Here is a 12768-nt window from a genome sequence, read left to right as displayed (position 1 = left end):
TGACGCATAATGACCAAAGACTTAGCTAATTATAAATATCGAACAGTTATCCCCATACGTTTTTCAGATATCGACGCCTACGGAAATGTTAGCAATACCATTTACCTTAGCTATTTTGAAATAGCCCGATTGAGTTATTGGAAAGAAGTTGTTGATTGGGATTGGTCGAGTTATGGTGTAATATTAGGCCGTTCGGAGATCAATTACCTGAAGCCTATAAAAGTTGACGATCAAATTGCTTGTTACCTTCGTACCTCACGTATAGGCAACAGCAGTTTTGATGTAATTTATGTAGTGGTTAAAATTGGGCCCAATGGTGAAGAAGAAATTTGTACAACCGGTAAATCGGTTTGCATTAGTTACGATTATACTAACTACAAATCGGTACCTATTCCACAGCGCGAACGGCAGCGCATGATAGAGTATGACGAGCCAGGTCTTATTACCAACACAAATTAATTTGATCAGACAGATATTGTAACGCTTGAAGAACCAACGCTGCCCTTTAAGGGGGGATTGCGTTTTTTTACCTGCACGTCCAGTTTTTGTATATATGGAAATTGCTGCATTATATCATCGGCTATGCCTTGAGCTACACTCTCAAGCAGCTGCCTTGTCAATTTCATTTGGCGTGTTGTTATTTCGTATAACTGCTCGTAATTGAGCGTGTTCACAAGCTCATCTTCTATATTTTGAGCCACGGGATGAAAGCTGGCTTCAATGTTTACAACAAAATAATTCCCTAAGATTTGTTCTTCTTTATAATATCCGTGCCGGGCAAAAAACTCGGCTTCGTGCAATCCAACTTTTATCATGAGGTGGTTAACTTGGTAAACAAAGGTATCTCAAATTATTTCAGGCTACTATTTAAATAAAATAATATTAAAAAATTCTAATTACTTATAGATGAATAAGTTTATTATTGTAATAAACCCAGCTGATCACTAATGCAACTATTATGGTATCGTATACACACTCTTTATAATAAGATATTTTGGTATTGGTTGTGTGCTATAGCCTTAATTTGGGGTTTGTCAGGTTGCAAGCAACGCCATTCATCAGCAAAGCAAGCTTCTTTTTCTGTAGTGATCGATTCTGCAAATAAGCTTTACGATTCGGGGAAACAAGCACGAGCGGTATTTTACCTCGATTCTGCCATAATTGATCTTTCCAGTTTATCTGCCAATCAACGGGCCGACTTCTTGACAATTCATTACAACTATTATCTACATATTAAAGGAGACAATAACAAGGCTTTGCGTTATGCCGACGAGTTATTAAAGCTATCGCAAATTACTACCGACCAGGAGAACAAGCTTGCGCTGTATGGCAAGGCTCGCTTTTTTAGAGGTGACGTTTTGTTTAGACAGAATAAATATAATGAGGCTTACTTAAATTATTTTCAAGGCAAGCTGGCAGCCAACAAAAGCAGCAAACTACACAACTGTATGCTAAGCGATTACAGCTACCATATGGGTATGATACTCTATAAGCAGGAACGGTACCGGCTCGCAGCGCAATCTTTCCGGACGAGTTTTAATGAAACCATGACTTGCGACCTGACCTTTCGTTCATTTTATCGCCGGCAGGAATTACTTAATAATGTTGGCATTAGTTTCAACAAGATTGACGAGCCTGACAGCGCATTGTTTTACTTTGACAAAGCCTTAATTTTCTTAAATAATGTGCCAAAAAAATATGCTGTTGCCAACAAATTGTTGCAGGCTGCACGCGGCGTTATATATGGCAATCAGGCATCCGTTTACATCAACACTAATCACCTTAATAAGGCAAAGGCTTTACTTAAAAAAAGCATTTCTATTAACAGCCAAGAAGGATTTGATAATAACGACGCACTTTTATCGCAGCTGAAGCTGGTTAAATTATACGAAAAGCAGAATCAGATAGATTCTATGTTTCTAGTGCTAAAATTGGTTCAAACTAACTTGCTCGCCGCGCATAACGATGAAGCAGTTACCGACTGGAATAGTTTAATGGCTTCTTATTACGAGCATAAAGGCCAGTATGCTAATTCGGTTAAGTATTATAAACAATTTAATGCATCACAGGCAGCCGTATTTAAAAAAACGTTTACGCTAAAAGCAACAGACGTTACCGAAGAGTTGAAACGTTTTGAAGGGGCCTATGAAGTGAATGAGCTAAAAAGGACCAACGAGCTAAAGAGTATTTACTTAATTGTTGCTCTTGTGGTTTTTGTTATGGCTATTACTATACTGATGCTTCTTTACGCAAATTGGAAAAAGTCTAAAAGATTGCTTAGTACAATGAGCGAGCTTAATCTGCAAATTAACGCCAAGAACGAAGATTTACAAAAAGCACTAGCAGGGCTTGAATTGAGCAACCAGGAAAAAGACCGCATATTACGCACCGTTGTGCATGACCTGCGCAATCCCATAGGTGGTATTGCCTCACTTACCACCTCGGTTATTGAAGACGACAACTGCTCTGCCGAACAACGAGGTTATTTACGTTTGGTTAAAGATACTGCCTATAATAGCCTTGAACTCATTAACGAGATACTTGAAGCAACTAATAACAGTAACGGGGCGTTAGAAAAACAGTGGGTAGATATTAACGATCTGCTTTATAACAGCGTTGAATTATTAAAATTTAAAGCAGCCGAAAAAAATCAGCAAATTTTATTGGAGGCGCTTGATGAATCTGAAGAAATACTCATTAGCCGGGAAAAAATATGGAGGGTTGTTAGTAACCTTATAGTCAACGCTATAAAGTTTAGTCCGGTAGGAAGTAAAATTAAAGTTAAGGTTATTAAGATTGAAGATGATATCGAGATTTTAGTGAATGATCATGGTATTGGTATTCCGGTTGACATGAAAAACGTTGTCTTTCATATGTTTACGGAAGCCAAACGGCCAGGCACCCTTGGCGAAAAATCATTCGGCTTGGGCTTGTCCATCTGCCGGCAAATTGTAGAATTACACAACGGCGAAATTTGGTTTGACAGCAATGCGCAGGACGGCACCACATTTTACGTTAAATTGAAGCAGGTAGCCCGGACAGCGACGCCAGTTGCTGCGCAAAGCTAAATTGCACTTACTTTAGGAAATCCCTGTACCAATATCCAGAATTTTTGATGGTGCGTTGTTGGGTTTCGAAATCAATATGCACCAAACCAAATCTCGGGCGGTAGCCCTCAGCCCACTCAAAATTATCTGTGAGTGTCCATATAAAGTAACCATCTACTGGGCATCCCTCCTGTTTTGCCTTCAGTAATTGTTGTAAATTATCCTGTATATATTGAATACGCAAAATATCGTTTACACGTGTATCCTGTAAGGTATCTTTGAATGCCGCACCATTTTCGGTAATAAGTATGCGTTTAATTTGCGGATAAGCGCTAAACTTTTTTAAAATCTCATACATGGCCTGCGGGTAAACTTCCCATCCCATTTCTGTTAAGGGCACATTGCGTGTTTTAGCTTCAACCAATTTAGCGCTGATGTACGGAGTAAAGAACGAATGCTTAACCACCTCACGCGTATAGTTTTGCAAACCTATAAAGTCGAAATCAAATGCTAAAGCATCTTCGTCGCCGGGCTTAAAATACTTTTCTAGCTTTTGCAGTACCGGCAAATCTGCAATCGGGTACCCTAAGCCAAGAAGTGGCTCTATATACAGCCGGTTTATTAATACGTCGGCGCGCTTTGCTGCTGCCACGTCATTAGCTTTAGCACTATAAGGTTCAATGTGAGAACAGGAAAATGTATTACCGATTACCACATCAGGAAGCAAGCTGCGTAATTTACGCGCACCAGCTGCTATACTTAAAGTAACATGGTGTACCGCCGGTAAAAAGTTTTTTAAACCCGTACGGCCCGGTGCGTGTAAGCCTAAAAAGTAACCGGCACCTGTAAATACCGCCGGCTCGTTCATCACCATCCAATGTTTAACCCGGTCGCCAAAGTGCTTGGCACACAGCTCCACAAAGCCCGAAAACCATTCTATACTTTCCCTGTTGGTCCAGCCCCCCCTATTTTCAAGGGTTTGTGGTAAGTCCCAGTGGTAAAGAGTAAGCCATGGTTCTACCCCTTGTTGTAAGCAATAATCAATAACCTTATTATAAAAGTTTATACCATCTTGGTTAACAATGCCTGTTCCATCAGGCAAAATACGCGACCAAGCTATAGAGAAACGAAAATTAGGGATATTAAGCTGTTTGATCAGATCTATGTCCTGCTCATAGCGGTTATAAAAATCACAGGCAACAAAGGCATTCTGATTTCCGTGAACTTTACCTTTTTTTTGCGTAAAGGTGTCCCATATAGATGGCCCTTTTCCGTTAGCATTCCATGCGCCCTCTGTTTGAAACGCAGCGGTAGAAACTCCCCAATGAAAATTGGGACCGAATAAATGCTTATTGAAAGAATTGGTAGTATGATGAATATCCATTTACATAACCCGAACTATATCAGGGTCAAATTGTTCATAATAAATGGATATTGACAGTAAATCGTTCCGTTTATTCACTAATGAATAAAGGATGATTTGAAGCTGCGCAACACCATCCATTCTTTTACGCTTACCAGTAGCGATTTAATTAATTGTAATGCTTTCATAAGTGTCCCGGTTTCGAATTAATACGAAGTTACGGGCCAAGCATTAACGCTAAGTTAAGCGCGGGTTATTATTGTTGTACGTCCAGCAGCTCAGTCTGAGTAGAATATACACTTTGCACCCGGTCGCGCAAGTTGTACGACGAAGCCATAACCTCACCGTAAGCGCCCGCCGTTCTGATAGCGATTAAATCGCCCCTTTTAGATTCGGGCAAAGCAACATCTGTTCTAAAACTGTCAGTACTTTCACAAATCGGACCAACCACATCATAATTAACTGTTGCTGCTTCGGTTCCATGCAATCGCGTTAAATTCTCGATGTGGTGATAAGCCTGGTAAAGCATGGGCCGTATCAATTCAGTCATACCTGCATCCAGCACCAAAAAATTCTTTTTCTGACCATTTTTTACATAAAGTACCCGGGATACCAACGATGCCGATTGTGCCACCAATGCGCGGCCCAGTTCAAAATGCACTTCCTGTCCCGGCTTCACTTTTAAGTGATCGCGATATATTTTGAAAAAGCTGTTAAAGTCGCCAATTGGGTTATTATCGGGCTGATAGTAATCTACCCCTAAACCACCGCCTACATTTAACACTTTAACCGGCATGTTCTGCTGCTCAAACCAATTGCTTAACTCATTTACCCTACCGCAAAGATTTTTGAAAACATCAAGATTTGTTATTTGCGAGCCAACATGAAAATGTATGCCTGTGAAATCTAAATTAGCGCAGCTTTTCAAGGTAGTTATCACATCGTCAAGTTGCCAGGTATTAATGCCAAATTTGTTCTCTTCTAAGCCGGTTGTAATAAAATGATGGGTATGTGCATCCACATTAGGATTTATCCGAATAGCTACACGGGCAACTTTACCTTTAACTGCCGCCAGTTCATTAATGATTTCCAATTCCTGAACAGACTCGACATTAAAGCAGAATATTTCAGCATCTAGCGCCGCGTTGATTTCACGGTCGGACTTGCCTACACCGGCGAATACCACTTTATTTTTATCAAAACCCTGCGCTATGGCTTCCTTAACTTCGTTGCCGCTCACACAATCGGCACCCATGCCCGCTGCCTGTATAATTTGCAGCACTTTAGGATTAAAGTTGGCTTTCAGTGCATAATGCACGTGGTAATTGTGTGGCTGTGCAGCTGCGATACAAGCAGCTACTGTTTGCTGAAGCAAATCAAGATCGTAGTAATAAAAAGGGGTTTCCAGTTGATTGAAATGTGCTATGCTGGTTTTAGAGAACATACTGCTTTATTGTCTTAATTAGAGGCCATAAAAGTAAGGTTTATCTGTGTGTTTTTAATTAGCTTATAATTTAATTTGTAGGTGTGAATCGTAAATTCTAAGCTTTTGGTTACCTCACCTGCCCTTTAACACTGAAAAACTACTTTTTACCTAACTTACATACGATAAGAAAATCCAGTGCGAGTTAGTGCAACCAATTATATTCGATAGTCACCTTACATAAAAACAATAAACATTAAAGCGTTGTAATAGGAAAGTGTTAATTTTGTGCCAATGTTTAAACGGTTTTTAGCCTTACTTTTAATTTGCATAATAATCACCGCTAACTTTACGCGGCTCTTTATTTATGCAGGCTTCGAAGTAAACCAAAAATACATTGCCGAAAAGCTTTGTGAAAATCGTGCTAAACCCTGGCTTAACTGTAACGGCCGCTGTTATCTGATGAAAAAGATTAAACAGGCCGAAGAAAAAGAACGCAGTGCCGAGCACCAAACACAAAAAAGCCTTTATCAGGACGTGTATTTTGCTTCCGGCTTTTCATTTAAATTTTACGCTCAATTACTGCGGCTCATCCCCGGCAATTACCAAGTGATGTCAACACAGCAGGTAAGCCAATCTATCCTTCGCCCTCCGCAAGTGGCTTAATTATTTTAAGATTTTATTGACTACAAATTTGGTTCTGCTTTGAGGCTAATAAGCATGTTATAAAGTTGCTTAATAGTTAACGTAGTAGCATCCCAATCTTAAACCGGAATGGCAACAACTAAGCTATACATTACGGTGTTATACTCTCTCGTCATAAAATCGCATAACACATTGTAAAATAATTCAGAAACAACCTAAAGGCACTTTGCCTAATTATTCTTTATGCGGAAAATTATATTATACCTTTTGTTATATATGCCCTTATGTCTATCGGCTCAAACTGTTACGCATGGAAATGTAGTTGATGCCATAACACATGAACCATTGCCTGGCGTAACAGTAAGTAGTGCAGACAGTAGCTCTAAAAGTAATATCAGCACAATCACCAATCGTTCTGGCGAATTTAACATTGCTTTTTCTTCTAGGCTGCGTTTTACCTATATGGGTTACACCACCCAAATTATGAAAATAAACCCGGGTGATGCCAAGATCAGCGTGAGCTTATCACCTTCGGCTGTCGATTTGCAGCCGGTTATAATTTCGGCCAGCCGTGAAGGACAAGCACGTGAAAACGCCCCTATTGCGATTAGCAAGATTAACACGGTGCAAATTCAGGACACAAAAGCTACTGCCTTATACCAGCTTTTGAACAAGGTTGCCGGCGTATACATGGTTAATCTCGGTAATGAGCAGCACACCATGGCCATCAGGCAACCTATCACCTATAACGCCTTGTATCTTTATATGGAAGATGGCCTGCCTATACGGCCTACAGGCATTTTTAACCACAATGCTTTGTACGAGATAAATATGAACAGTGTAAAGGATATTGAGGTAATCAAAGGTCCAGCATCATCATTATATGGTAGCAACTCAATTGGCGGAGCAGTAAATTTTATTACGCAAAATCCACCAACCGGTTATGCCGGACGCTTACAATTACAGGGCGACAACTATCATTACAGGCGCGTTGATGCCGACGGTGGCTTTACCAGCGGAAAGTTTGGTTTATATGTTGGCGGCTATATTGCCCACCAAGCCGATAGCTGGCAGGATTATTCAGACTTTGACAAGTACTCGGCCAGCTTAAAAACCACTTATGATTTTACTTCGGCAACCCATCTTACTGTATCAGGATCATACAACTACCTGAACACCCAAACGCCCGGCAGCCTGGATAGCCTCAGATTTTATAACCGCAGTTATAGCAGCAACCAGCAATTTACTTATCGTAGGGTTAAAGCTTTAAGAGCCAATGCGAGGTTAGATCATGCCTGGAGCAGCAAAGCACAAACATTTGTAACGCTATATTTCCGCAATAATTCGACCGCACAGTTGCCCAGCTACTTTATTTCTGATGTGCGCAGTAGTACCGGCCAGTATGTAAGCTCGAATGGGCAGGTTAACGACCAACGTTTCAACAGCTACGGGTTACTTGCACAGCACCGTTTAGATTTCAACTTTTTAAACTCCAGGTTAATTGCCGGTGTTTACCTCGATAATAGCCCGAGCTCGTTTTACGCACAAGCGTTAAGCATACAAAAAGACGTGGCTAATAATTTTTATACCGGGTACAGTAACACTGGTACTTATATCGATGATTACCGCATTAAATTATTCAATACGGCAGCTTACGCCCAGTACGAGATTAAACCGGCTGAGCCGCTACGCATTGTGATGGGGCTACGTTATGACCGTGTGAATTATAACTTTAAAAATGGATTACCGCCTAGTAATACCAAATACAAACAGCAGCAAACCAATAACTTTGACGTTTTAGCGCCTAAACTTGGTTTAACATACAATTTAGGTAACCATAAAGGCTTATACGCCAATTATAGTTTAGGCTTTCAACCTCCCGAAACAGGCGACTTATTCAGCTCGCGGCAGCAAGTGCCTTTAAAACAGGCTACCTTTAATAATTATGAGGTAGGCGGCTGGTTCACCATGCTGAACAATAAGCTATATGCAGAAGTGAGTTTGTATGACCTGGAAGGCAAAAATGAGATTATTAGCCAGCTGCTTCCGGATAATACCACACAAAATCAAAATGCAGGAGCTACACAGCATCGCGGTATTGAGTATACACTTACCTACTTGCCTGTACAACAACTTGCCCTTCGCTTTAGCGGAACTAATGCCTACCACACTTACAAAGACTATAGTGAGGTAAGCACAAACTTTGGCACAGGGCAAACCCAGGTCACCGTTTACAATGGCAAGCGCATGAGCAATGCCCCCAGTTGGATTGCAAACGCCGAGCTTACTTATAAGCCCGCATTTTTACATGGTTTTCGAGTAGCAACTGAATGGCAGCACATAAATCAATATTATACAAATCCGGCTAATAGCAAGCGTTATAATGGCTATAACGTTGCTAACCTGCGTTTGGGATATGACTTTAAGCAACAAGTCTTAAAGGGTGCCGGCATCTGGTTCAATGCCCTGAATATAACCAATGAACTTTATGCCACCTCGGTAACCAGCAACCAGTATGGCGACACGTATTATGCTGCTCCTCCGCGTACGTACACGCTAGGCATTAGCTATTCATTTTCAAAATATTAATTATGGAAGTTCAGTTACAACCCAAAACAGCCAAGCGGAAGTTTTATAATTGGCACCGCGTTATTGGTTTGATAAGCCTGGTGCCCGTAATATTTTGGACTGTTAGTGGCCTTTCCCACCCTTTCATGTCAAACTGGTTTAGGCCTTTTATTCCGCAGGAAGTATTTAAGCCACTCAGCCAGCAACAAATGGCCCCAAAGCTTTCCTTACAGCAAATAATGGATAAAAACCAGGTGGCCGAGATCAGGAACTTTAGCTTGGTGCACTTTGCAAAAGGCACCTACTATCAATTGCTAAAACGCGATAGTTCTTACAGTTATTATTCTGCTACCGATGGCAGCATTTTGCCTAACGGCGATCAACAATACGCCATTTACCTTGCCCGGTACTTTACGCAAGACTCAGTTTCTGCTATTAAAAGTACCGTGTTGCAAAAAAGCTATGACGACAATTATGCACCTATTAATCGCCTCTTACCGGTTTGGAAAATCTCTTTAAAAAGAGCCGATGGAATGGACGTTTATATAGAAACCAGCCAAAGCCGCCTGGGAACGTTCAACAACAACACCCGTAAAACATTTTTATGGATTTTTAGACAGTTTCACAACTGGCAATTTTTGGGAGATTTAGCAGGAGAAACATTCCGCATTGTTGTACTGCTGATTATTGTCTCGTTCATGCTGTTGTCCTTACTTTCGGGCATAATTGTATACGGACTTTTTTGGAACCGCTTTAAACAGATCAGACAAAAACAAGAAGCAAACGGACGGCACAATAATCGCTTTCTACACCGCTTCCACCGTCAGCTAGGTTTAATCGTGTCGTTTGTAATGCTTTGCTTCGTAATAAGCGGAGGGTTTCATTTATGGGTTAAATTACAAAACCAGGGTGCCGCACAAAAACCTTTTGAGCAACTAATCAATCGGTCTGACTTAGGAGCCAGCAATCTGAATTTGGTTGTAGCTGATAGTTTAATTAAGCGCATAAGTATAATAAAATTCGACGGGCTTGCGTATTATCAGGTACTCAATAACAAAAAAGAGTATTTGTATATAAATGCAGTAAACGGTAGTATTCTTGATGGTGGAGAAAATAAATTTGCACAGTATTTGGCCGGTTACTTTGGCAACAAATCCCATCAGTATCACAAATTGCTACCAAACACCGAACCTGTTAAGCAATTTACAGAGGAATACGGCTTTATTAACAAACGCTTGCCGGTTGTTAAAGTAAGTTACCCGTACAATGAAGATTGGTATATTGAAACCTCTTCTGCAAAGCTAGCTACAAAAGTTGCCGGTATTGACCGTACCGAAGGTTTCTCATTCATCTTTTTACACAAATACTTTGGTATGACTTGGGCTGGCAAAAACATTCGAGACATAGTTAGCATGCTGGCTGCAGCCGGTGTGTTAGTTGTATCTTTGTTTGGTTTTGCAGCTTTTTTAAAAAACAAATAACATGAAAAAATTAAGCATTTTCTGTCTGATGATTACTTTAGCTGCGTGCAATCAATCATCACAAACCCAAACCACAAGGCCGAATAACGAAAACAAAACTGTTTATACCTGCACTATGCACCCAGATGTAAAGGCAGATAAGCCAGGCATTTGCCCGCAATGTGGAATGGACTTAGTTGAAAAGAATTAAAAGAACCTCATTATGAAATTATACATCTTATTGGCATCAATAACACTATTAGCAACTGCATGCACCGACACCAAAAAGCAGGAAAAGGAAGCGCTAAGCAAAGTAATCGAAATACATGACAAAGCCATGGCTCATGATGAGCAGGCAGTAAGGAACAAGATGCTGTTGGACAGCTTGATCAAAAACAACGCAGACGAAGCCGCCAAAGTTATGCCTGTGGTTAACAATCTTACTATTGCAGATAAGGCCATGGAAGACTGGATGCATCAGTTTAATGCCGATAATACAGGCAAATCTCACGAGGAAGTTATGCAATACCTGGACGACCAAAAAAAGAAAGTTAGCAAGATAAATAACCAGCTAGCTACAGCCGTTAACCAATCAAACCAACTTATAAGTACTTTAAAAAAATGAAATTGATTAATTTAACTTTTATCACTGCTTTGATTTGGAGTTCGTGTACACAAAATAAAAGCAACACTATACTACCCATATACGGTAACCGCGAACCTGTAACCAAAACGGTGAACGGAAAAACGGTAACTGATACCGTTTACCAAACCATACCCGATTTTAAGTTTGTGAACCAATATGGCAAAGAAATAACACGCAAATCCTTAGACGGCAGTATTTATGTAGCCGATTTCTTTTTTACAAGTTGCCCATCTATTTGCCCGGTTATGCACCGCAACATGCTCAATGTTTACAATGAATTTAAAACTTCGGGCAATGTTAAAATTATATCGCATAGCATAGATCCCAAACATGATAGCGTGCCTGTATTGAAAAGCTATGCCGAAAAGCTAGGCATCACCGGTAACAATTGGTGGTTTTTGCAAGGAGATAAAGAAGCTACATACAAATTGGCCGGAAACTATTTAACCGCAGTACAAGAAGACAAGAATGCTCCGGGTGGCTTTGTACATGCGGGGTATTTTATATTAGTTGATAAGCAAAAACGCATTCGTGGTACTTATGACGGCACAAATGCCGACGAGGTGCAAAATCTAATCGGCGATATTAAAACACTGCAAAATGAGCCTTCAAATAGTATAGCGCAATGAAACTGAAAGTTATCTTTGTTCTTTTGGGCGCAATTACGGCATTGGTATACTCTTGCCAAAGCGAGCAAAAACTTGAATTTATGCGCTATTATACATCGGGTCAACAACTGTACAAAACGCGTTGTCAGAATTGCCATGGTCCGCAAGGCGAAGGTTTGGCCGCTCTCATACCGCCGCTCACCGATTCGCTGTTCCTGAAAAACAACCGCAGCAAATTAGCATGTTATGTCAAAAACGGTTTAAAACTACCCATACTTGTCAATAGTAAAGCTTACAACGGGCAAATGCCGCCTGCTAACCTTACCCCGGTCGAAATTGCTCAGGTACTTACTTATGTACAAAATTCATTTGGAAATAATCAGGGGCTCCATTCAATTGAACAAGTAAATAAAGACTTAAACAATTGTAATTGAGATTGATAACCACAATTATCTAACCGGGCCAGATCACTTTCTGCATGATTGTTAACGCAGGCCATACGAAAAGCAGTATCTTTGCACTGCAAAACGTTCTATCGCTGCCTGATTTAGTTTGGGCGGAGGAAAGTCCGGGCAACATAGAGCATCCTGCTTCTTAACGGGAAGGCGCTTCGCAGCGGGCGACAGCCAGTGCCACAGAAAATATACCGCCTGGCTTAGGTTAGGTAAGGGTGAAAACGTGAGGTAAGAGCTCACGGCAGGCATAGGTAACTATGTTTGCGGTAAACCTCAGGAGTTGAAAGACCAAATAGGTCCTGGTTTATGGAGGTTGCTCGCTTCCGGATGTTGCGTAAGCAGTATCGCCAGGATGGGTAGGTTGATAGAGCCGGTCAGCGATGACAGGTCCAGATTAATGATAGAAACTGCCGCAAGGCAGCACAAAACCCGGCTTACAGTTTTGCTGCTGTATTTAACCCCTCTTGTACAACCAGGAGGGGTTAATTATTTCCCGAACATTACAAAAAGTGTTTGTTTTACTATACAAATAGCTATATTAGCAGCCGAAAAA

At 40.7% G+C, this 12768-nt stretch carries 12 protein-coding genes and 1 other RNA gene; 10 read left to right on the top strand and 3 right to left on the bottom strand.

From position 1 onward, the window contains the following. Positions 1–9: 9 nt before the first annotated feature. Positions 10–459: a thioesterase family protein gene (locus tag ABDD95_RS10505; protein ID WP_345951845.1), complete on the top strand. Its 450-nt coding sequence runs from the start codon at positions 10–12 to the stop codon at positions 457–459. 5 nt (positions 460–464) lie between these two features. Here ABDD95_RS10505 and folB read toward each other — a convergent pair whose 3' ends face one another. Next, complete coding sequence (folB, locus tag ABDD95_RS10500; RefSeq protein WP_345951844.1) at positions 465–815, bottom strand: dihydroneopterin aldolase; 351 nt, start codon at positions 813–815, stop codon at positions 465–467. 216 nt (positions 816–1031) lie between these two features. On the opposite strand from folB, the gene ABDD95_RS10495 reads away from it, so the two are divergent. After that, positions 1032–3068 (top strand): HAMP domain-containing sensor histidine kinase, encoded by a 2037-nt coding sequence (locus ABDD95_RS10495; RefSeq protein ID WP_352432935.1) that lies wholly within the window; start codon positions 1032–1034, stop codon positions 3066–3068. Positions 3069–3075: 7 nt separating this feature from the next. Here the strand turns inward: ABDD95_RS10495 and ABDD95_RS10490 are convergent, their stop codons facing one another. Then, positions 3076–4431 (bottom strand): GH1 family beta-glucosidase, encoded by a 1356-nt coding sequence (locus tag ABDD95_RS10490; RefSeq protein WP_345951842.1) that lies wholly within the window; start codon positions 4429–4431, stop codon positions 3076–3078. 235 nt (positions 4432–4666) lie between these two features. Next, the gene (gene lysA, locus ABDD95_RS10485; RefSeq protein ID WP_345951841.1) at positions 4667–5854 is read right to left on the bottom strand and encodes a diaminopimelate decarboxylase; all 1188 of its coding nucleotides are present in this window, start codon (positions 5852–5854) and stop codon (positions 4667–4669) included. Positions 5855–6295: 441 nt separating this feature from the next. Here lysA and ABDD95_RS10480 point away from each other — a divergent pair, with 441 nt between their 5' ends. The 8 genes from ABDD95_RS10480 (at position 6296) to rnpB (ending at position 12668) form a co-directional block, all read left to right on the top strand. Continuing rightward, positions 6296–6499, top strand: coding sequence for a hypothetical protein (locus ABDD95_RS10480; protein ID WP_345951840.1), 204 nt, complete (start codon positions 6296–6298; stop codon positions 6497–6499). A 255-nt stretch (positions 6500–6754) separates the two neighbouring features. Next, positions 6755–9067 (top strand): TonB-dependent receptor, encoded by a 2313-nt coding sequence (locus ABDD95_RS10475; RefSeq protein ID WP_345951839.1) that lies wholly within the window; start codon positions 6755–6757, stop codon positions 9065–9067. A gap of 2 nt (positions 9068–9069) precedes the next feature. Further along, positions 9070–10527, top strand: a complete 1458-nt coding sequence (locus tag ABDD95_RS10470; protein WP_345951838.1) for a PepSY domain-containing protein — start codon at positions 9070–9072, stop codon at positions 10525–10527. Between the two features lies 1 nt (position 10528). Further along, complete coding sequence (locus ABDD95_RS10465; RefSeq protein WP_345951837.1) at positions 10529–10717, top strand: heavy metal-binding domain-containing protein; 189 nt, start codon at positions 10529–10531, stop codon at positions 10715–10717. Between the two features lie 12 nt (positions 10718–10729). Beyond that, positions 10730–11131, top strand: a complete 402-nt coding sequence (locus ABDD95_RS10460) for a hypothetical protein (protein WP_345951836.1) — start codon at positions 10730–10732, stop codon at positions 11129–11131. Continuing rightward, positions 11128–11781 carry an SCO family protein gene (locus ABDD95_RS10455; protein WP_345951835.1) on the top strand — a complete coding sequence of 218 codons (654 nt, stop codon included), beginning with the start codon at positions 11128–11130 and terminating at the stop codon, positions 11779–11781. The genes ABDD95_RS10460 and ABDD95_RS10455 overlap by 4 nt, the downstream gene beginning before the upstream one ends. Then, positions 11778–12194 carry a cytochrome c gene (locus ABDD95_RS10450; RefSeq protein ID WP_345951834.1) on the top strand — a complete coding sequence of 139 codons (417 nt, stop codon included), beginning with the start codon at positions 11778–11780 and terminating at the stop codon, positions 12192–12194. Before ABDD95_RS10455 ends, ABDD95_RS10450 begins: the two co-directional genes overlap by 4 nt. Before the next feature lie 85 nt (positions 12195–12279). Then, positions 12280–12668: RNase P RNA component class A (gene rnpB / locus ABDD95_RS10445), an RNA gene on the top strand. The last annotated feature ends 100 nt before the right edge of the window (positions 12669–12768 follow it).

The organism is Mucilaginibacter sp. PAMB04274 (assembly GCF_039634385.2).
Classification (GTDB): domain Bacteria; phylum Bacteroidota; class Bacteroidia; order Sphingobacteriales; family Sphingobacteriaceae; genus Mucilaginibacter.
Note: the sequence above shows the minus strand (reverse complement) of the source record. Positions and strands in the feature narration are given on the sequence as shown.

Coding starts and splice junctions, on each gene's coding strand:
- ABDD95_RS10460 (WP_345951836.1), top strand. CDS start 10,730: ATGAAATTATACATCTTATTGGCATCAATAACACTATTAGCAACTGCA.
- ABDD95_RS10480 (WP_345951840.1), top strand. CDS start 6,296: ATGAAAAAGATTAAACAGGCCGAAGAAAAAGAACGCAGTGCCGAGCAC.
- folB (WP_345951844.1), bottom strand. CDS start 815: ATGATAAAAGTTGGATTGCACGAAGCCGAGTTTTTTGCCCGGCACGGA.
- ABDD95_RS10505 (WP_345951845.1), top strand. CDS start 10: ATGACCAAAGACTTAGCTAATTATAAATATCGAACAGTTATCCCCATA.
- ABDD95_RS10455 (WP_345951835.1), top strand. CDS start 11,128: ATGAAATTGATTAATTTAACTTTTATCACTGCTTTGATTTGGAGTTCG.
- ABDD95_RS10450 (WP_345951834.1), top strand. CDS start 11,778: ATGAAACTGAAAGTTATCTTTGTTCTTTTGGGCGCAATTACGGCATTG.
- ABDD95_RS10470 (WP_345951838.1), top strand. CDS start 9,070: ATGGAAGTTCAGTTACAACCCAAAACAGCCAAGCGGAAGTTTTATAAT.
- ABDD95_RS10475 (WP_345951839.1), top strand. CDS start 6,755: ATGCCCTTATGTCTATCGGCTCAAACTGTTACGCATGGAAATGTAGTT.
- ABDD95_RS10465 (WP_345951837.1), top strand. CDS start 10,529: ATGAAAAAATTAAGCATTTTCTGTCTGATGATTACTTTAGCTGCGTGC.
- lysA (WP_345951841.1), bottom strand. CDS start 5,854: ATGTTCTCTAAAACCAGCATAGCACATTTCAATCAACTGGAAACCCCT.
- ABDD95_RS10490 (WP_345951842.1), bottom strand. CDS start 4,431: ATGGATATTCATCATACTACCAATTCTTTCAATAAGCATTTATTCGGT.